The following is a 17,539-nucleotide window of genomic DNA, read 5'->3' as shown; positions in this document are numbered from 1 at the left end:
AGCTATTTGTCCACGTTGCGGCCTGACTCCAGCATTTCGGCCGCAGCTTCGTAGATCCCACCATCTCGGCGCCCTACGACCAGAACGACAATGTCTGGTGGGATCGCCTCGTCCCGCACCAAATAGACCAATCTGTAGCCGACGCCGCGTAGCTTGATCTTGTAGCAATCGACCAAGGGCGAGCGAAGCTGTGAGCCTGGTAGCCGTGGAGTCTCCAGCCGCTTTTTTAACGCGGCTTTGAACTGGGTCTTGAGCGAACCATCCAACCCATCCCACTCTTGCCGAGCCTCAGGCAGGAAGAATAGTCTGTACGACATTTACAGGTCGTCGAGGCTGACTTCGACGGCCTGATCGAGGGACTTCAGGCGCGAGCGCACCACTGGTTCGAGCTGGCGTTCGTCGTACAACTCGGCCATTTGCGCCATGAGCTCCGGGGAGACGGTGTAGAAGGCAGGCCGATTATGGTTGAGCACGGCCACCGGCTGCCCATGGGCCTCCTCGACCACCTTGCCAGGGTTCTGCTTGAACTCGGAGATGCTGACGCTCAGCAAGCTATGGATCTCTTCCATGCCTCCTCCTAAATAGGGCTAAATTCAGCCCTATTTTAACGGGAGCGGCGTGTAGTGTCCAGGTTCGAGTAGAGGGCCCGTTCATGCTGACAGGAGCCCCACGGGCTCCTGCGCGCAGGGGAAGGCGCGGCGAAGTGGAGCCGTATAATGAACCATTCCAATTTCCCCAGTCCGGCCCCATGTCCGACCTCGCCAACAAGCGCCTCGTCCTCGGTATGACCGGCGGCATCGCCTGCTACAAGATCTGCGAGCTGGTGCGGCGCCTGACCGAGCGCGGCGCGACGGTGGACGTGGTCATGACCGAGGCCGCGACGCATTTCGTCACGCCGGTCACGATGCAGGCGCTGTCGGGCCGGCCGGTCTACGTGGACCAGTGGGACGCGCGCATGCCCAACAACATGGCGCACATCAACCTGACGCGCGGCGCGGACGCGGTGCTGATCGCGCCCGCCAGCACCGACTTCCTGGCCAAGCTGGCGCACGGCATGGCCGACGACCTGCTGACCACGCTGTGCGTGGCCCGCGCCTGCCCGCTGCTGGTGGTGCCGGCGATGAACCGCGAGATGTGGGCCAATCCGGCCACCCAGCGCAACGCCGCGCAGTTGCGCGCCGACGGCGTCACGCTGCTGGGCCCGGCCGAAGGCGACCAGGCCTGCGGCGAAGTCGGCTCCGGCCGCATGCTGGAACCGCACGAGATCCTTGAAGACCTGATCGCCCACTTCCAGCCCAAGGTCCTGGCCGGCAAGCGGATACTGATCACGGCCGGCCCCACCTCCGAGCCGATCGACCCGGTGCGGGTGCTGACCAACGTGTCCTCGGGCAAGATGGGCTATGCCATCGCGCGCGCGGCGCGCGAGGCGGGCGCCGAGGTCACGCTGGTGTCCGGCCCCACCGCGCTGGCCGCGCCGCGCGGGGTGCGCCGGGTCGACGTGATGACGGCGCGCGACATGCTCGATGCCGTGATGGCGGACGTGCAAAATGCCGACATCTTCGTCGCCGTCGCGGCGGTGGCGGACTGGCGGGTCAAGGAGGTCAGCGCCAGCAAGCTGAAGAAGACCGACGGCGGCCCGCCGGCCCTGGAGTTCGTGCAGAACCCCGACATCCTGGGTACCGTGGCGGCCCTGCCGCGCCCACCCTATTGCGTGGGCTTTGCCGCCGAGACCGAGGACCTGGCCCGCCACGCCACCGAGAAGCGCGCGCGCAAGCGCGTGCCGCTGCTGGTGGGCAACCTGGCCCAGGACGTGCTGGGCCGCGACGACACCACCCTGGTACTGTACGACGATGCCGGCGAACATCCGCTGGCCCGCCTGTCCAAGCTCGCGGCCGCGCGACAGCTGGTGGCAGAAATCGGCCGGCGCGCCGGCTCGTGAACGATCCGAGGAGGACCGTCATGCCCTTCGACGCGGAACCCCCAAACGGCGACTACGCCGCCTATATCGACAAGATGGTCAACCGCGGCGCCGGCACGCCGGGGGAACAAGGCCTGCTCAAGACCGGCACGGGCGGCTTCCGCTCGGCGCTGCGGCTGCCGGGCTCGCAGAAGGACACGCGCAGCCCGGGCCAGCAATACACCGCCGGCACCGGCATCCCGTCCGCCCCCACGGCGCCGTCGGCTCCCTCGGCCAACATGCCGGCCGGCGTCAGCGAACCGGCCTCGCAGTCCACGCTGGCGGCGCAGGGCAACAGCGCGGTCAAGGGCGCCGTGCAGGTCCTGCTGGGCGTGCTGTTCGGCTTCCTGACCATCGGCAGCATCGCTTCGGCGCTGATGGACCACGATCCGCTCGAACCCTTCAACATCGTCCGCACCCTCATCCTGTTCTTCGTCGCGCGCTCGCTGTTCCGGCGCGGTCGCCAGACGCTGCGCGGCGCGCAAGGCATACCCGGCACGACGCTGCCGCCCTTCGTGCCGCCCAACCGCAATCAACGTTCATCCCACCGCAACGCATGAAATCCGTAGACCTGAAGATCCTCGACGCGCGCATGCGCGACTACCTGCCCGCCTACGCCACTCCGGGCTCCGCCGGCCTGGACCTGCGCGCCTGCCTGGAAGCCCCGCAAACCATCCAGCCCGGCCAGACCGTGCTGGTGCCCACGGGCCTGGCCATCCATATCGCCGATCCCGGCTACGCCGCGATGATCCTGCCGCGCTCGGGCCTGGGCCACAAGCACGGCATCGTGCTGGGCAACCTGGTCGGGCTGATCGATTCCGACTACCAGGGGCAGTTGATGGTCTCGACCTGGAACCGCGGACAGGAAGCCTTCGTGCTCCAGCCCATGGAACGCCTGGCGCAGATGATCATCGTGCCGGTAGCCCAGGTGAGCTTCAACGTGGTGGACGATTTCACGGAATCCGACCGCGGCGCGGGCGGATTCGGAAGCACCGGCAAGCATTGACCGCGCGTCCATGGCGAAGACCGACAGCGAGGGGGCCGAGACGGATCTCGAGGCAGTGCGCATCTACGAGGCGCTGCGCAAACGCATTTTCCAGGGCGAGTTCCAACCCGGCCATGAGCTGAACCAGGTCCATATTTCGCAGAAATATGGCGTCAGCCGCACGCCGGTGCGCGAAGCGCTGCGCATGCTCCAGGCCGACGGGCTGGCCGAGGCACGCTTCAAGTACCGGATGACGGTCACCCAGCTCACGGCCGAGGAAGTCGACCAGATCTACGGACTGTGGATCGCCTGCCAGGCCATCGCCACCCAGGTTTCCATGGGGCGCCTGAGCCGGACCGAACTGGCCGCCTGCAAGAAGGTCGTGGACAGGATGTCGCGCCAGGACGACGAGCAGTCCAGCCACTGGCGCGACCTGCACCTGGATTTCCACCGCCGCCTGAACCGGCCCGCGGGCCGGATGTACATCGACAAGATGGACGAATACTGGCATCGGACCGAACGCGCGCGCTACTCGCTCGAACAGACCTCGCCCTCGCTCTTCGCCGACGACCTGGGCGACCATGCCGGGCTGCTGCACGCCTACGAAACCGAAGATCTCCAGGCGGCGCAGCGTATCCAGACCCTGCAGCTCGTGCGTTCGGCCACGGCGTCGATCAAGCTGATCGACCCGGACTATGCGCCGGTCTTCATGCAGAACGCGGTCGCGGTCCTGCGCGTGCGCCTGTAGTCCGGGGCGGGGTTCAGTCCATGAAGCGCCCGCCCGACATGTTCAGCGTTTCCCCCGTGATGTAGCCGGACAGGCGCGAGGCCAGGAACAAGGCCGCCGCGGCAGCCTCCTGCGAGCGCCCCACGCGCCCGACCGGGATGCCCTTGAGCACGTGCTCCAGGTCTTCCCCCGTCTTGGTCACCTGCACGTCGAACAGCGCGGTGGCGATGGCATTGACCGTAACCCCCTGCGGCGCCAGCTCGGCCGCCAGCGAACGGCTGAATGCGATCAGGCCGCCCTTGGCCGCGGCGTAGGGACTGACGCCCGGGTGCGCGCCGGTCTTGCCCGACATCGAGCAGAACGACAGCAGGCGCCCGAATCCGCGTCCCGCCATGCGCCCGGCGGCTTCGCGCAGCAACAGCACCGGCAGGACAAGCTCGTCGCGCGCGACCTGGGCGTACAGCCCCGGATCGAGGTCCAGCGCCTTGCCCACCGAGACCGGCGGCGAGACGAAGATCAAGGCATCGAGCGGACCATTGGCGGCCTCCACCCGATCCAGGAAATCGCGGATCGCGGCCGGATCCGCGCCGGCCGGCACGCGGTCGCCGGGCCGGTCCGCGCTGCTGCCGCCCGGCGCCAGATAACCGGCATGGACCCTGGCGCCATGCGCGTCGAAACCGTCGACCACGGCGGGCCCGACACCGCCCTCCGCCCCCACCACGAGCACCGACATGCCGGTGACGTCGATCACCGCGGGAAACTGCTGCGCGCCTGCCTGCATCGCCTTACTCCTCCGCCTTGATGTTGTATTGCGCGATGACTTCGCCGTAGCGCCGGAATTCCTTGCCGACGAATTCACGCATCTCGGCGGTCGTGGACGGCCGCATCGTCAGGCCGAACTTGTCGAGCTGGCCGCGTACGGGGTCGTTGCTGACGATCGCATGGATGTCGCGGTACAGCTTTTCGGCGATCGGCGCGGGAACGCCGGTCGGCAGCATGAAGCCGTACCAGGCCTCGGTCGAGAAGTCCTTCACGCCCAGCTCGGCGAAAGAAGGAATCTCGGGTGCATGGGAATTGCGCTGCTCGGCGCCCACCCCCAGCGCCTTCAACTGGCCCGAGGCCAGGTAGGGCTTGACGGTATGGGTGGCGATGAAGAACGCCTCGACCTGGCCGCCGATCAGATCGGTCACGGCCGGGGCCGTGCCCTTGTACGGCACGTGCAGGAACTCGGTGCCCGTCTTCTGCTGCAACTGAGCGATGAAGATGTGCGAGGGCGAGCCTATTCCGGCGCTGGCGAACGCCACCTTGCCGCGGTTGGCCTTGGCGTAGTCCAGGAACTCCGTCAGCGTATTGAAGCGCGACTTGCCCGACACCACCAGCGTCATGTCGCCATAGCCGGCGATGACCAGGGGCTGGAGGTCTCGCATCGGTACGAAGGTATCGGATTTCATCAGGTGGGCGGTCACCGAGATGTTGCTGCCCATGACGCCGACGGTATAGCCGTCGGGCTGCGACTGGGCCAGGACCTGGGCGCCCACGTGGCCCGACGCCCCGAGGCGGTTTTCCACCACGACCGGGACTTTCCAGACCTTCGTCAATTCTTCGCCGACCAGGCGGGCCAGGCGGTCAGGCCCCGTGCCCTGCGAGAAGGGCACGATGAACCGCACGGCCTTGTTGGGGAAATCGTCGGCCAGCGCCGCTGACGAACTCGCGGCACAGAAGAGGACAAGCAGGAATTTCCAGACTGAACGGGTAAGCATGGCAAGGACCTCTCATAGAAGCTCTACACAGGCACATCCACCGGCAGGCGCATGGCCTGCTCGGCATCCAGAGGCGATGGCCTTCAGGCCACCGTCTCGTCCACCAGTTTCCGTACGTCGACGCAGGCATCGAGGTTCGCGACCGCCGAGATCAAGGCCTCGGCCCGCGCGGCCCGGCCCGCCCCCAGGTTCTCCTTGAACTTCTCGACCAGGGTGTCGAACGAGATCGGCACGCCGGCCGACCCGGGCGCGGCCTCGCGGCCGCCGCTCCAGCGATGGCCGGACTCGTCCTCGATCACCACCTCCGACAACAGGTTGGACGGCGAGGCCTGCCCGGCCTGCACCACCTTGATGCGGCCATCCAGCAGCCGGCGCAGTTCGGGCGACTCGCGCAGCGGCGCCTCGAAGCTGGCCGGACTGATGCCGCCCTGCACCAGGGCGGCCGCCACGATATAAGGCAGGGAATGATCGGCCGCCTCGCGCGTGCGGGGCACGAACGGATCGACGCGGATCTCGTACAGGTGGCGATACACGCCAGGATCGGCATGCACCGTCACCCTGGCGATCGCGTCCGGCGACCGCCCTGCCTCCCGCCACGCGGCACGCGCGCGCAGCGCCGACTGGATGGCGCTCTGGCCGCGCGATCCGACCGGCCAGCGCTTGAAGCTGCCGCGGGCGATGCCCTCGAAGCGCTCGATGCCCTGGATGCGCCGCACGGCCTGCTCGGCCTCGTCGGCGGTGGCCTGCAGCTTGGCGAGATAGCCGAACTTCCCCTCGAAGGGACGAACCACGCCCTCCACGCCGCACTTGGCCAGATAACAGGCGTAGATCGCGTGCCGCACACCGTCGCCGCCGTTGAAGCGCTTCCACATGGTCAGCTCGCCATGCGCATCGAACTCGGAGGACTCCGCTTCCAGCGACGGATAGTTCGCGTTCACGGTGATCGAGAATGCCTGCCGGAACTGCGCATGGTCGAGTTCCAGCATGTCGCCGATCGCGGCCGTGGCGCCCAGCGCGGTCAGGCACGGGTAGTCCCAGCCGGCCCGGTCGGGATCGATGTAGTCGCTCATGGCCACGATCATCTCGTAGCCCAGGCACAGGGCCCGTGCCACGTCCAGGCCGCCCGCGCCGGCCGACTCCGCCACGGCGATCACGCCGGTCAGGATGTCGCTGGGATGCGCGCCACCCAGGCGGCCGAGATAGAAGTCGTTGAAATCGTAGGCACGCAGCGGCGGGCTGTTGAGCAGCGCGGCGTGTTCGATGCCGACACGCTCGCCGGTTCCCCACAGCCTGGCTCCGCCTTCGGGCACCGGGAAACAGGCGGCGAACTTGCGCGCGCGCTGGGCGGCGCGGTGGTCCAGCGCGCCCAGCACCACGCCGAACGAGTCCAGCACGATTTTCCTGACGGCGTCGCGGCAGACGGCATCGATCTCGAAGCGGCGGGCACGGATACAGAACGCGGCCAGGTGGTCAAGAAACGCATCGTTGGGAGAGACAGCGCGCATGCGGAATTCCTGTGGCGAAGGGTTGACGGCGGATCAGCGGGTGATGCGGTATTTCTGCGTGCCCAGGCCGGCGATGCCCAGTTCGACCAGCTCGCCGCCCCGCAGGTAGCGCGGGGGCTTCATGCCCAGGCCGACGCCCGCCGGCGTGCCGGTGATGACGAGGTCGCCCGGTTCCAGGGTCATGCACTGGCTCAGGTAGCTGACGATGGCCGGGCACTTGAAGATCATCTGGCGGGTATTGCTCTGTTGCACCCGCTCGCCATCCACCGAGAGCCAGATGTCGAGCGCGTGCACGTCGGCGATCTCGTCGTGCGTCACGAGATAGGGCCCGACGGGGCAGAAACGATCGAAGCTCTTGCCCTTGTCCCACTGGCCGCCGCGATCGAGCTGGAAAGCCCGGTCGGACAGGTCGTTGGCCAACACGTAGCCGAAGATGCTGCCGGCCGCCTCGACCTCGGACACGTCGCGGCAAGGCTTGCCGATGACGATGCCCAGCTCGACTTCCCAATCCATCTTCTCGGCCCTGGCCGGCCTGGGCACGTCGTCGTACGGTCCGGACAGCGTCGACGGCGCCTTCATGAACACCACGGGCTCGGCCGGAATCGCCATGCCGGATTCCTTGGCATGGTCGACGTAGTTCAGGCCGATGGCGATGATCTTGCCCGGCCGCGCCAGCGGCGATCCCAGGCGCGGCGTCCCGTCGACCCGGGGCAGGCGCTCGGCGTCGACCGCGCCCAGGCTGTCCTGGAGGCCACGCGCCATGGCCCGTGGATCGATGTCCCGCAGCAGTCCGGACAAATCCCTCAACCCGCCCTGCCCGTCCAGCATGCCCGGCCGCTCGCACCCTTGGGCGCCATACCTGACCAACTTCATGTGCCGTGCTCCCCGTGTATCAGTAGATGAAGGCGAGATTGCCCTGCCAGCCCGCGCGGTCGAGCAGGTGGACGCGTTTCTCGTGGATCCGGAATCCCTTGTCGCCGCGGCGCAGGAGATAGTCGACGCGGGCGACGATGGCGTTCTTCTCGCCCAGGCCGACCTGGGTCCAGTCGCCGCCGCGGGTCTCGTGGATCAACTGACTGCTCGATACGGACCAGAGGCCGTCGCGCTCGTCTGCCACCACGTTCGAAACGAAGTGCAGCGTACGCGACGGCGGCTGCTGCGCCGGAAACCAGTGATTGACCAGGTGATACACGCGTTCTTCGCGGGCCATCCTGTCGTCGTTGACGATGGCGGCCTGCCGCCCCGGCTGCGCCTCGTCCACCAGGGGCACGATGTAGAGGCCGTCGTCGTCGAACAGGCTCAGCCAATCGTCGAGCCGCCGGTCGTCCAGCAACCGGGCTTCGCGATAGATGAACTGGGTGATGTCTTGCAACATTGCGCTTTCCATACTCGATTCCCGCCTCAAGCGTGCTTCGATGCCTGCCGCATCATGTTTTCCCAGGCCCGCCACAGAGCGCGCTGCGGCGCTTCGCTGGACGGCAGGCCGCGGTAGTCGCCGCTCTCGGTCCTCTCGTCGCTGTCCATGCCGCGGTCGAACACCAGCCACTCCACGCTGCTGGCGCGCAGGCCCTGCGTCACGCGGGCGAATATCTCGGTGTCGTCGGCCATGCCGAAACCCGACGGCCCGTAGAACCGCTCCTGGCTGCGCAGCATGCCGGCGTTGAACGCATCGGGCGCACCCTCGATCTCGTAGGGGTAGATCAGCACCTCGGTCTCGTCGACCGAGATCGGACGCCAGACCCGGATCTGCTGGTGGATCATGCCCATGCTGGGGAATACCGTGGAGGTCGCCTTGGCGGTGATGCCCGCGAAGGCCGCTTCGCCGTGCCTGTCCAGCAATTCGCGATACATGCGTCCGAATTCGCCGTCGAGCAGATAGCCCGGATCGGCCGCCGGCACCCGCGCGAAGCCATGCCCTTGCCGGCAGGACCAGGTCTCGCCGCGAAAGCGCTGCTCCCGCATCTCGCGCGAACTGCGTCCCTTGTGCACGCCGAAGTCGCCGGTGCTGTCGCCGTACTTCGCCTGCAGCTTCACGAAGGCGCCGTGGGTATGCATGAAGTGGTAGGCGTCGACGATGTTCTCGGTCTGCAGCTTCCAGTTGCCCTTGTATCGACAGACGTAGGGCTTGGAGGCGATCGCGATGCGCCCCACCGGCGAGAGGTCGAGCTTGGCATCGATGACGGCCTTGAGCTCGCCCAGGTAGGATGCCAGCGGCTCGATGCCGGCGTCGAGCGACACGAACAGAAGGCCGCGGTAGCTTTCCATGCGCGGCACGCGCAGCAGGCCTTGCGGTTCGAGGAAGTTGGCGCCGTAGCCGCCGGGGTCGCCCCGCTCGGACACCAGGCGCGTCCTGCCCGCGAGGTCGAAGATCCAGCCGTGGTACGGGCAGCGCATTTCCTGCACGACGCCCTGCGGCTCGCGCAGCAGGGTCGCGCCGCGGTGCATGCAGCGGTTGAAGAAGGCGCCGATCTTCCCTTCCTTGTCGCGGATCACGACGATGGGCTGGCGGCCGGCGTAGGCGGTCTTGAAACTGCCCGCAGACGCAAACTCGGATTCGTGTCCGACGTAGATCCAGGTCCGCTCGAAGATGTGCTTCATCTCCAGCTCGAAGACGTCCTCGTCCGTATACGCCTCGGTGCGGACCAGGAACTGCTGCCCGGGTATCTCGCGGACGTAGTCCCCAACATCGATCTCTGGTGTCCTGCTCATGCTTGCCTTTGACACTATCTCTGTCGTGAAAAAGTGGATACACTTTTAGTCTGTTGGCAGCCAGAATCTTTGTCAATCACTTTTCGTTCGAATCCACGCCCATGCGTGAAAACCCCCAACGGGAGGCAGTCATGTCCAAAGTCCTTCGCCTGGCGATCGCCGAAAAACGCACCGTGTTCGGCGGATGGTGCGCGCTACCTTGCGCCTTCGGCGCGGAACTCCTGGCTGCGGGAGGACTGGACTACGTCTGCGTGGACCAGCAGCACGGCCTGATCGACTATGCCGACGTCACGCCCATGTTCACCGCCATCGAACGCGCCGGCGCCATTCCCGTGACGCGGGTGCCCGCCTCGACCGACTGGATGATCGCCAAGGCGCTGGACGCGGGCGCGCAGGCCGTGATCGTGCCGATGTGCGAGACGCCCGAGCAGGCGGCCGCCGCGGTCGCGGCCTGCCGCTACCCGCCCACCGGCATCCGCTCCTACGGCCCCATCCGTTCGGCGCTGGTGCGCCAGGCGCGCGATACGGCCACGCTGGGCGACGAGCCCATGTGCTTCGTGATGATCGAAAGCCGCCGGGGGCTCGACAACCTGGAAGCCATCGTCGCCACGCCCGGCCTGGACGGCATCTACGTCGGCCCGGCCGATCTGGCGCTGGGCCTCGGGTTGGAGCCCGACCTGGACAAGCCGGAGAAGGAACATGCCGACGCGGTCGCGGCCATCCTCGAGGCCTGCCGCCGCCATGGGCGCGTGGCGGGCATCCAGTGCTCGGGAGGCGCCTCGGGACGCCGCTATGCCGACCAGGGATTCGGCTTCATCACCATCGCCAAGGACAGCGCGCTGCTCCAGGCAGGCACGCGGCAGGAGCTGGCGCGTGCCCGCGGCGACGCGGCCAATCCCGCCGCATCGGGCTACACCTGAAGCCGCCGTTGCGGGGCGGCCACATACTCTTAAATTTACCCGGGTAATATTGAAATTCTATTTTTATCCGGGTAAATTGTCGCTACTTTCTTTCTTGTGGTGAATGCCATGACTGCCCTGACCTGCACCGCCTTCGGCGGCCATCGCCTGCTCGCGAGCGGCCTCTTGCGCGACGTCGCGCTGGCCGTGCGGCGTGCCGCGCGCGCACCGGACCACACGCCGATTCTCATCTTCGACGACGCGACCGGGAAAGCCTTCGACATCGACACGCGCGGCTCGGAACGCGAGGTGTTGGCACGCCTGGGTCCGCCGCCGTCAGCCGTCCCCGACGAAGCCAGCGCAGCCGAGCAACCCTTGGCGCCACGAGGCAAGGGTCGGCCCAGGCTGGGCGTGGTCGCGCGCGAGGTCACGCTGCTGCCGCGCCACTGGGAATGGCTCAATGCCCAGCCCGGCGGCGCGTCGGTGGCGCTGCGCAAGCTGGTGGAGGAGGCCCGCCGCGCCCACGCGGACCAGGACGGCCAGCGGCGCGCGCGCGAGGCGGCCTACCATTTCATGTCCGCCATGGCGGGCGACCTGCCCGGGTTCGAGGAAGCCGCCCGCGCGCTGTTCGCGGGCGACGGCGAACGCTACGCGGCGCAGCTGCGCGACTGGCCGGCCGACGTGCGCGACTACGCGCTGCGCCTGGCGACGGATGCTACCCCTCGATGACGGCGACGACCTGGCCTTCCTCGACCGGGTCGCCTTCGCCCACGCGCAGTTCCAGTACCGTCCCGGCGGCGGGCGCCGGGACGGGGATCTCCATCTTCATGGACTCCACGATCAACAGCGCCGCCTCCGCCTCGACGGCCGCCCCCACGCAAGCCTCCACCTTCCACACGGTGCCGGTGATTTCCGATAGCACTTCGATACGCGCCATGCCACCCTCCCTTGTCGATGTCCGCCGGCCTTACGCGGCGTTCGCCGCGGCGGCCGCCTTCATGTCCCGCACGACCTCGGCCGCCAGGCCGGTGTCGATGTCCGCGTTGACGAACCGTTCGTTGCGCAGCAGCGCCAGCACGAACGGAATGTTGGTCCTGACCCCCTCGACCACCGTGGCGCGCAGGGCCTCTTCCAGCGCGGCCAGCGCGCGCGGGCGATCCTCGGCATGCACGATGAGCTTGGCGATCATGGGGTCGTAGTACGGCGTGACGCGGTTGCCCTGGGCATAGCCGGTCTCCACCCGTATGCCGGGGCCGGACGGCCATTCCAGCCTGGCCAGCGGCCCGGGCGAAGGCAGGAAGCGCAGCGGGTCCTCGGCATAGATGCGCGCTTCGATCGCGTGGCCGTTCAGGCCGATCGAGGACGGCAGCACCGCATCCAGCCGTTCGCCGAAGGCCAGCCGCACCTGGGCCTGCACGAGGTCGATGCCGGTGACCGCCTCGGTGACCGCGTGCTCCACCTGCAGCCGGGTGTTCATTTCCAGGAAGTTGAAGCCGCCCTCGCCGTCGTACAAGGTCTCGACCGTGCCGATCACGTCGTAGCGCATGTCGGCCAGGATGCGGGTGACGCGGTCGGCCGCGGCATCCAGCGCGGCGCGCGGCAGGCCGGGCGCCGACGCTTCTTCCACGACCTTCTGGTGGCGCCGCTGGACCGAGCATTCCCGCTCGTACAGATGCCGCACGTTGCCGTGCCGGTCGGCCAGCACCTGGAACTCGATGTGCCGGGGCCGTTCGACCAGGCGTTCCAGGTAGAGATCGGCGCAGCCGAAGCTGCGCTGGGACAGCGAACGCGCCTGCGCGACGGCGGCCAGCAGTTGCGCGTCGTCGTGCGCGGCCAGCATCCCTATGCCGCCACCGCCGCCGGCGGGCTTGACCAATACCGGATAGCCGATACGCCGCGCGGCCGCCAGGGTCGCCTCGGCATCGTCGTCCAGCAGCCCGGAACTGGGCCCCAGCGGCATGCCGCGCGCGGCCATCAGGTCGCGGGCCCGGGTCTTGTGGCCCATGGCCTCGATCCAGTCCGCGCCCGGCCCGATGAAGCCAGCGCCCTGCTCGGCCACGCGGCGCGCGAAGCCGGCGTTCTCGGACAGGAATCCATAGCCGGGGTGCAGGCCGTCGGCCCCCGTGTCGGCCAGCACCGCGAGCAGCGCGTCCTGGTTCAAGTAGCTGGCGCGCGCATCGGCGGGCCCGATCGCGCGGGTTTCGTCGGCCCACGCCAGATAGGGCAGGTCGCGGTCCGCCTCGGAATACACGGCAACGGTCCGGATACCGAGCTGCTTGAGCGCGCGCAGCACGCGGGCTGCGACCGCGCCGCGATTGGCCACCAGCACCTTATGGAACATGGCGGTCGCTCCTCATGCCGGCTCCCCGGATGCGCCGCAGGCCACGATGCCGCGCTCGACCAGGACGTCGATCTCGCGCGGCGACAGTTGCAGTTCGTCGGCCAGCACCTGCCGCGTATCCTGGCCCAGGTCCGGGCCCGTATGCATGATCTGGCCGGGGGTGTCGCTCAGCCTGGGCACGATGCCGGGATGATGCAGCGAGCCCAGCTCGGGATGCGGGATTTCCGGCAGCATGCCGCGCGCGGCGAACTGCGGATCCTCGAAGATGTCGGCCATCGTGTAGACCCGCGACACCGGCACTTCCGCCTCGAGCAGCATGCGCTCGATCTCGCTGCCATCGTGCTGCAGCGTCCATTCGCTGACGACGCTGTTGCAATAGGGAATGTTCGATCCGCGCGCGCGGATCGAACTCATGCGCGGATCATCGATCAGCTCGGGGCGGCCCATGACGGCGATCAACCGTTCGAAGGTGGGATTGCTGTTGGCGGCGATCAGCACATAGCCGCCGTCGCGGGTGGGATACAGGCTGTTGGGCGCCATGTTGGGCAGGTTGGGGCCTACCCGCTTGGGAATCAGATTCAGGGTCTTGAACGCGGGCACGTAGACTTCCATCTGCGTGAACGCCGTCTCGTACAGGGCCACGTCCACCACCTGCCCCTTGCCCGTGCGGGTCCGGTTCAGCAGCGCCGATACCGTGCCGAACGCGGCATAAACCGCCGACAGGTAATCGGTCGTGGCCACCGCCACGCGCGCCGGCGGCCGGTCGGGATCGCCGGTCAGGTGGCGCACGCCGGCCATCGCCTCGCAAATCGCGCCGTAGCCGGGCCGCATCCTGTAGGGGCCGCTCTGGCCATAGCCGCTGATGCGCACCATGACCAGGCCCGGGTTGTCACGCGACAGGTCCTCGTAGCCCAGCCCCAGCCGCTCCATCACGCCGGGCCGATAGTTCTCGACCAGCACGTCGGTCTTGGCCGCCAACCGGCGCACCAGGTCCCGGCCTTCCTCGGTCTTCAGGTCGATCACCATCGCGCGCTTGTTGCGCAGGGCCGTGGCGGCGTACAGCGACACATCGCCCACGTGCTTGCCCATGTTGCGCAGCGGATCGCCGCTGGGCGGCTCGACCTTGATGACGTCCGCGCCGAAATCCGCCAGGATGCGCCCGCACGCGGGACCGGCCACCGTGGAGCAGATCTCGATCGCCTTGTAGCCGCTTAGCGGGCCGGTATGCCCGGTCAGCCTGGCATTGCTCATTTGCCCGCCCCCAGCAGGCCCAGCTTGGCGACGATCTCGCGCATGCTCTGGTACTCCTCTTCGTAGAACCGCGCCGCGTCGCGGTGCCCCATGAAATTGGGCCGGCTCTGGTTGGTCTCGGCCAGTTGCTCCCACATCGGCGACTTGCTCATGCGCCGGCACATGTCTTCCCAGAACTGGATCTGGTCCTCGGAGATGCCCTTGGCGGCGACGATGCCCATGGCCGAACTGAAGGTCGAATCGATGCCCTGCTCCTTCCACGTCGGCACGTCCGCGAACTGCCCGCCCAGCCGCTGGCCCGCGCTGACCGCGAGCACGCGAATCTTGCCGGCCTTCTTCAGCGCGATGACGTTGGGCGTGGTGGCGGCCACCACGTCCAGGTGGCCGCCCACCAGCGCGACCATGGACTCGGCCGAGGACTTGAACGGCGCCACCACGAGCTTGCGCACGTCCACGCCCGCCGCGCCCAGGGCCTTGGCGGTGCCGATGTGGATGTGATTGCCGATGCTGGTGGCCACGCCTATGCGCTGGCTGGTGGGATCCTTGCGCAGCCGCTCGGCCAGATCGGCCGCGGATTGCACGGGCGACTCCGTGCGCACCGCCGCCACCACGAACTCGTCCTGGATCACGGCGATGGGAGTCAGGTCCCGATGGGGCAGGATGTCGAGATTGCCTGTCAGGTAGCTCGAGATGTAGCCGTGGGAATTGATCGACAGGTAGTGCGGATCGGCCCGTTTCTGCAACAGCACTTCGAAGGCGATCTTGCCGTTCGCCCCCGGCTTGTTGGTGACCAGGAAGGTCTTGCCGCCCGGCACGTGGCTTTCGTCGTAGAACTGCTTCATCGCCCGGCCGGTCTGGTCCAGCGCGCCGCCCGGCCCGGCCGGCACGACGAACTCCACGTTCTGGTCCGGCCGCCACGCGGCCCACGCGGGCCGTGCCGCCGCCCCCAGCAGCAATCCCCCCATGCCCGTCCCCAGCGCGGCGATGGCGCGGCGGCGGCCCTGATAGATAGTCTCCATGCTTCCCTCCTGACGGGAATGTGGTCTACGCGATCACTTCGGTCTCCAGCAAACGGCGGATCTCCCGCCAGTTCTCTTCCAGGCGACTGGCGAAAAACTGTTCAGCGGCGTCGGCATCGCCGCGCCGGATGGCATCGATGGCGCCGCGCCACAGGACGATGGAACGGCGGCGCCGATCCCGGGACTTCAGCCCCAGGCTGGTGTAGCGCAGCATCTGCATGGACAGCGAGGCGATCAGCGGGAACAGGCGGTCGTTGCCGCACAGCGCCGCGCACAGCAGGGTCATCTGGGCCGCGGTCTCGCCGTAGCGGCGCGCGGCGGCCGGATCGTCGGCCGTCTCGCCCAGAGTGCAGAAACCGATCTCCAGCAGCTCCAGCAGCCGCTCGGGACGGTGCTCGGCGGCGCGGCGCCCGACCAGGCGCACCAGGCTGGCGCGCACCTCGAACAGATCCTGGATTTCCTTCTGCGCCAGGAAGGTCGCGCGGGCGCCCCGCCTGGCGTGTATGCGCACCACGCCCTCGCGCTCCAGCAGACGCATGGCCTCGCGCACCGGACTGCGGCTGACGCCGAACTGCTGGCCGATTTCCTGTTCGCGTATCCATTCGCCCGGGGCGATGGCATGCGAGATGATGCGGTCGCCAACGCTGGCCGCGATCTGCTCGGGCAGCGTCAGCGTGTTGGACGGCCCGGCGAACACCCACCAGAACGCGATGGGCGTGCCGCGGTCCTCTTCGAAGGCCTGCAGGAACGCCGCGGCGCGGCTGGTGTCGGGCGGCGCGGGCCGTGCCGGTGTCACGGGCGCACTCCCGCGCGCAGCTTGGGCCCCAGCGTGGTCCGCAGCCGGCCCTGCGCGGCATCGATGAACTGGCACAGGTAGGGCCGTGTCTCGCGGGGATCGATCAGGTCTTCGACCGCGAAGGCCTCGGCGGTGCGGAAGGGCGAGGACAGCGCCCGCAGTTCGGCCTCGATCTCGGCTTCGCGCGCGGCCGGATCGGCGGCGCCCTGGATGTCGGCCCGGTAAGCCGCCTTGACGCCCCCTTCGATGGGCAGCGAACCCCAGCTGGCGGACGGCCAGGCGATCTTGAAGTTCAGCCCGGCGCGGTCGATCACGCTGCCGCCCGCGACGCCGAAGCACTTGCGCACCAGCACCGTGTAGATCGGCACCGTGGCCTGCGCCAGCACGTAGCGCTGCTGGATGCCGAAGCGCATGATCGCCTCGGATTCGGACTCGACGCCGATCAGCAGGCCCGGTACGTCGACGAAGAAGACCAGCGGGATGTTGAAGGCATCGCACAGGTCGATGAAATGCGTCTGCTTGCGTGCCGCCTTCACGTCGACGATGCCGCCGAACATGGGGTTGTTCGCCACCACGCCCACGACCTTGCCGTTCATGCGCGCCAGCATCGTGATGACGGCCCGGCCGAAGCCCGGCTGGATCTCGAACTCCGACCCGCGGTCCACGACCATGCCCACCAGCTTCTTCATGTTGTAGGCCTGGCGCTCGGAACGGGGCACGATGTCGACCAGCGCGTCCTCGCAGCGGTCCACGGGATCGCCCGACATCAGCACGGGCGGCAGTTCCCAGGCGTTCTGCGGCATGTACGCCAGGAAGCGCCGGATCTGCGCCAGGCAGGTTTCCTCGTCCGGCGCCACGTTGTCTATGGTGCCGGCGGTGTCGGCGGCGATCTTGGCGCCGCCCAGGTCGTTCTTGTGCAGCTTGACGCCGAAGGCACGCTCGACCACCGGCGGGCCGGCGGCGAATATCTGGCTGCTGTCGCGCACCATGACGGTCCAGTGGGCCAGCATGGCGCGCCCCGCCGGGCCGCCCGCCACCGTGCCCATGACCGCGCTCACCACGGGCACCATGCCCATCAGCGACACCGAACGCTCGAAGCCATCCTGGCCGTAGCCGGGCGTGACCGAATAGCCCTTGCGCTTGACCGTGTTGACGGTGCCGCCAGTGCCGTCGATCAGGTTGACCAGCGGGATCCGGTAGTGGAAGGCCAGGTCCTCGACGAAGCCGCCCTGCCCACCCTTGCGGCGGTCGCTGCCGAAGCCGGTGCCGGCGCGGATGGTGTAGTCCTCGCCCCCCACCGCCACGGGCCGGTCGGAGATACGCCCCAGGCCCATGACATAGGGCGCGGGCTCGAAGCCGGTCAGCTTGCCTTCCGTGTAGACCGCCCGCCCCGCCAACTGCCCCACCTCTTGGAACGAACCCGCATCCAGCAGCTTGCCGATGCGCTCGCGCACCGTGAGCTTGCCGGCCTCGTGCTGGCGCGCCACCGACGCCTCGCCACCGCATGCCCGCGCCAGTTCCCGCCTGCGCCGGATCTCGTCCGCTTCCGCCCGCCAGCTCATGCCGTCTCCTGGGATCGGTGAAATTCAG

General features: G+C 68.2%; 20 protein-coding genes. 6 read left to right on the top strand and 14 right to left on the bottom strand.

The window, feature by feature from the left end; genetic code table 11:
- Window positions 1–2: 2 nt before the first annotated feature.
- Together WKR98_RS23820 and WKR98_RS23815 are read right to left on the bottom strand one after the other, a co-directional pair.
- A complete protein-coding gene (locus tag WKR98_RS23820; protein ID WP_341434852.1) occupies window positions 3–317 on the bottom strand; it encodes a type II toxin-antitoxin system RelE family toxin in 315 nt (104 codons plus the stop codon).
- The gene (locus WKR98_RS23815; RefSeq protein WP_341434851.1) at window positions 318–569 is read right to left on the bottom strand and encodes a type II toxin-antitoxin system Phd/YefM family antitoxin; all 252 of its coding nucleotides are present in this window, start codon (window positions 567–569) and stop codon (window positions 318–320) included.
- A 179-nt stretch (window positions 570–748) separates the two neighbouring features.
- Here WKR98_RS23815 and coaBC point away from each other — a divergent pair, with 179 nt between their 5' ends.
- From coaBC to WKR98_RS23795, 4 genes are read left to right on the top strand one after another with little or no spacing between them, the layout of a single operon-like run.
- The gene (gene coaBC, locus WKR98_RS23810) at window positions 749–1,939 is read left to right on the top strand and encodes a bifunctional phosphopantothenoylcysteine decarboxylase/phosphopantothenate--cysteine ligase CoaBC (RefSeq protein WP_124690300.1); all 1,191 of its coding nucleotides are present in this window, start codon (window positions 749–751) and stop codon (window positions 1,937–1,939) included.
- A 20-nt stretch (window positions 1,940–1,959) separates the two neighbouring features.
- Window positions 1,960–2,517, top strand: a complete 558-nt coding sequence (locus tag WKR98_RS23805; protein ID WP_124690301.1) for a hypothetical protein — start codon at window positions 1,960–1,962, stop codon at window positions 2,515–2,517.
- Window positions 2,514–2,963 carry a dUTP diphosphatase gene (dut, locus tag WKR98_RS23800; RefSeq protein ID WP_124690302.1) on the top strand — a complete coding sequence of 150 codons (450 nt, stop codon included), beginning with the start codon at window positions 2,514–2,516 and terminating at the stop codon, window positions 2,961–2,963. The genes WKR98_RS23805 and dut overlap by 4 nt, the downstream gene beginning before the upstream one ends.
- A 10-nt stretch (window positions 2,964–2,973) precedes the next feature.
- The gene (locus tag WKR98_RS23795; protein ID WP_124690303.1) at window positions 2,974–3,690 is read left to right on the top strand and encodes a GntR family transcriptional regulator; all 717 of its coding nucleotides are present in this window, start codon (window positions 2,974–2,976) and stop codon (window positions 3,688–3,690) included.
- 13 nt (window positions 3,691–3,703) lie between these two features.
- Here the strand turns inward: WKR98_RS23795 and WKR98_RS23790 are convergent, their stop codons facing one another.
- The 6 genes from WKR98_RS23790 to WKR98_RS23765 all read right to left on the bottom strand — a co-directional run bounded on the left by WKR98_RS23790 (window position 3,704) and on the right by WKR98_RS23765 (window position 9,643).
- A complete protein-coding gene (locus tag WKR98_RS23790; protein WP_341434850.1) occupies window positions 3,704–4,450 on the bottom strand; it encodes an SDR family NAD(P)-dependent oxidoreductase in 747 nt (248 codons plus the stop codon).
- 4 nt (window positions 4,451–4,454) lie between these two features.
- Window positions 4,455–5,429 carry a Bug family tripartite tricarboxylate transporter substrate binding protein gene (locus WKR98_RS23785; RefSeq protein WP_124690305.1) on the bottom strand — a complete coding sequence of 325 codons (975 nt, stop codon included), beginning with the start codon at window positions 5,427–5,429 and terminating at the stop codon, window positions 4,455–4,457.
- An 83-nt stretch (window positions 5,430–5,512) separates the two neighbouring features.
- Window positions 5,513–6,934 (bottom strand): MmgE/PrpD family protein, encoded by a 1,422-nt coding sequence (locus tag WKR98_RS23780; RefSeq protein ID WP_341434849.1) that lies wholly within the window; start codon window positions 6,932–6,934, stop codon window positions 5,513–5,515.
- Between the two features lie 33 nt (window positions 6,935–6,967).
- The gene (locus WKR98_RS23775) at window positions 6,968–7,807 is read right to left on the bottom strand and encodes a fumarylacetoacetate hydrolase family protein (RefSeq protein WP_124690307.1); all 840 of its coding nucleotides are present in this window, start codon (window positions 7,805–7,807) and stop codon (window positions 6,968–6,970) included.
- A gap of 19 nt (window positions 7,808–7,826) precedes the next feature.
- Complete coding sequence (locus tag WKR98_RS23770) at window positions 7,827–8,309, bottom strand: aromatic-ring-hydroxylating dioxygenase subunit beta (protein WP_341434848.1); 483 nt, start codon at window positions 8,307–8,309, stop codon at window positions 7,827–7,829.
- A 26-nt stretch (window positions 8,310–8,335) separates the two neighbouring features.
- A complete protein-coding gene (locus tag WKR98_RS23765; protein WP_341434847.1) occupies window positions 8,336–9,643 on the bottom strand; it encodes an aromatic ring-hydroxylating oxygenase subunit alpha in 1,308 nt (435 codons plus the stop codon).
- A 131-nt stretch (window positions 9,644–9,774) separates the two neighbouring features.
- On the opposite strand from WKR98_RS23765, the gene WKR98_RS23760 reads away from it, so the two are divergent.
- Window positions 9,775–10,563 carry an HpcH/HpaI aldolase family protein gene (locus tag WKR98_RS23760; RefSeq protein WP_161567868.1) on the top strand — a complete coding sequence of 263 codons (789 nt, stop codon included), beginning with the start codon at window positions 9,775–9,777 and terminating at the stop codon, window positions 10,561–10,563.
- A gap of 108 nt (window positions 10,564–10,671) precedes the next feature.
- On the top strand, window positions 10,672–11,271 hold the full coding sequence (locus WKR98_RS23755) for a DUF2239 family protein (protein WP_341434846.1): 600 nt from the start codon (window positions 10,672–10,674) through the stop codon (window positions 11,269–11,271).
- Here WKR98_RS23755 and WKR98_RS23750 read toward each other — a convergent pair.
- From WKR98_RS23750 to WKR98_RS23725, 6 genes are read right to left on the bottom strand one after another with little or no spacing between them, the layout of a single operon-like run.
- Window positions 11,258–11,479 (bottom strand): acetyl-CoA carboxylase biotin carboxyl carrier protein subunit, encoded by a 222-nt coding sequence (locus WKR98_RS23750; RefSeq protein WP_124690312.1) that lies wholly within the window; start codon window positions 11,477–11,479, stop codon window positions 11,258–11,260. The genes WKR98_RS23755 and WKR98_RS23750 overlap by 14 nt on opposite strands.
- Before the next feature lie 30 nt (window positions 11,480–11,509).
- The gene (locus WKR98_RS23745; protein WP_341434845.1) at window positions 11,510–12,883 is read right to left on the bottom strand and encodes an acetyl-CoA carboxylase biotin carboxylase subunit; all 1,374 of its coding nucleotides are present in this window, start codon (window positions 12,881–12,883) and stop codon (window positions 11,510–11,512) included.
- A 12-nt stretch (window positions 12,884–12,895) separates the two neighbouring features.
- Complete coding sequence (locus WKR98_RS23740; RefSeq protein WP_341434844.1) at window positions 12,896–14,134, bottom strand: CaiB/BaiF CoA transferase family protein; 1,239 nt, start codon at window positions 14,132–14,134, stop codon at window positions 12,896–12,898.
- Complete coding sequence (locus WKR98_RS23735; protein ID WP_341434843.1) at window positions 14,131–15,153, bottom strand: tripartite tricarboxylate transporter substrate binding protein; 1,023 nt, start codon at window positions 15,151–15,153, stop codon at window positions 14,131–14,133. The genes WKR98_RS23740 and WKR98_RS23735 overlap by 4 nt, the downstream gene beginning before the upstream one ends.
- A 25-nt stretch (window positions 15,154–15,178) precedes the next feature.
- Window positions 15,179–15,949, bottom strand: a complete 771-nt coding sequence (locus WKR98_RS23730; protein WP_161567869.1) for a GntR family transcriptional regulator — start codon at window positions 15,947–15,949, stop codon at window positions 15,179–15,181.
- Window positions 15,946–17,511 carry an acyl-CoA carboxylase subunit beta gene (locus tag WKR98_RS23725; RefSeq protein WP_341434842.1) on the bottom strand — a complete coding sequence of 522 codons (1,566 nt, stop codon included), beginning with the start codon at window positions 17,509–17,511 and terminating at the stop codon, window positions 15,946–15,948. Before WKR98_RS23725 ends, WKR98_RS23730 begins: the two co-directional genes overlap by 4 nt.
- Window positions 17,512–17,539 lie beyond the last annotated feature (28 nt).

This window comes from Pigmentiphaga sp. YJ18, from assembly GCF_038066655.1.
GTDB lineage: Bacteria > Pseudomonadota > Gammaproteobacteria > Burkholderiales > Burkholderiaceae_B > Pigmentiphaga.
Note: the sequence above shows the minus strand (reverse complement) of the source record. Positions and strands in the feature narration are given on the sequence as shown.

Excerpts from the sequence above, each read along its gene's own strand:
- WKR98_RS23820 (WP_341434852.1), bottom strand. The coding sequence starts at position 317 with ATGTCGTACAGACTATTCTTCCTGCCTGAGGCTCGGCAAGAGTGGGAT.
- WKR98_RS23815 (WP_341434851.1), bottom strand. The coding sequence starts at position 569 with ATGGAAGAGATCCATAGCTTGCTGAGCGTCAGCATCTCCGAGTTCAAG.
- coaBC (WP_124690300.1), top strand. The coding sequence starts at position 749 with ATGTCCGACCTCGCCAACAAGCGCCTCGTCCTCGGTATGACCGGCGGC.
- WKR98_RS23805 (WP_124690301.1), top strand. The coding sequence starts at position 1,960 with ATGCCCTTCGACGCGGAACCCCCAAACGGCGACTACGCCGCCTATATC.
- dut (WP_124690302.1), top strand. The coding sequence starts at position 2,514 with ATGAAATCCGTAGACCTGAAGATCCTCGACGCGCGCATGCGCGACTAC.
- WKR98_RS23795 (WP_124690303.1), top strand. The coding sequence starts at position 2,974 with ATGGCGAAGACCGACAGCGAGGGGGCCGAGACGGATCTCGAGGCAGTG.
- WKR98_RS23790 (WP_341434850.1), bottom strand. The coding sequence starts at position 4,450 with ATGCAGGCAGGCGCGCAGCAGTTTCCCGCGGTGATCGACGTCACCGGC.
- WKR98_RS23785 (WP_124690305.1), bottom strand. The coding sequence starts at position 5,429 with ATGCTTACCCGTTCAGTCTGGAAATTCCTGCTTGTCCTCTTCTGTGCC.
- WKR98_RS23780 (WP_341434849.1), bottom strand. The coding sequence starts at position 6,934 with ATGCGCGCTGTCTCTCCCAACGATGCGTTTCTTGACCACCTGGCCGCG.
- WKR98_RS23775 (WP_124690307.1), bottom strand. The coding sequence starts at position 7,807 with ATGAAGTTGGTCAGGTATGGCGCCCAAGGGTGCGAGCGGCCGGGCATG.
- WKR98_RS23770 (WP_341434848.1), bottom strand. The coding sequence starts at position 8,309 with ATGTTGCAAGACATCACCCAGTTCATCTATCGCGAAGCCCGGTTGCTG.
- WKR98_RS23765 (WP_341434847.1), bottom strand. The coding sequence starts at position 9,643 with ATGAGCAGGACACCAGAGATCGATGTTGGGGACTACGTCCGCGAGATA.
- WKR98_RS23760 (WP_161567868.1), top strand. The coding sequence starts at position 9,775 with ATGTCCAAAGTCCTTCGCCTGGCGATCGCCGAAAAACGCACCGTGTTC.
- WKR98_RS23755 (WP_341434846.1), top strand. The coding sequence starts at position 10,672 with ATGACTGCCCTGACCTGCACCGCCTTCGGCGGCCATCGCCTGCTCGCG.
- WKR98_RS23750 (WP_124690312.1), bottom strand. The coding sequence starts at position 11,479 with ATGGCGCGTATCGAAGTGCTATCGGAAATCACCGGCACCGTGTGGAAG.
- WKR98_RS23745 (WP_341434845.1), bottom strand. The coding sequence starts at position 12,883 with ATGTTCCATAAGGTGCTGGTGGCCAATCGCGGCGCGGTCGCAGCCCGC.
- WKR98_RS23740 (WP_341434844.1), bottom strand. The coding sequence starts at position 14,134 with ATGAGCAATGCCAGGCTGACCGGGCATACCGGCCCGCTAAGCGGCTAC.
- WKR98_RS23735 (WP_341434843.1), bottom strand. The coding sequence starts at position 15,153 with ATGGAGACTATCTATCAGGGCCGCCGCCGCGCCATCGCCGCGCTGGGG.
- WKR98_RS23725 (WP_341434842.1), bottom strand. The coding sequence starts at position 17,511 with ATGAGCTGGCGGGCGGAAGCGGACGAGATCCGGCGCAGGCGGGAACTG.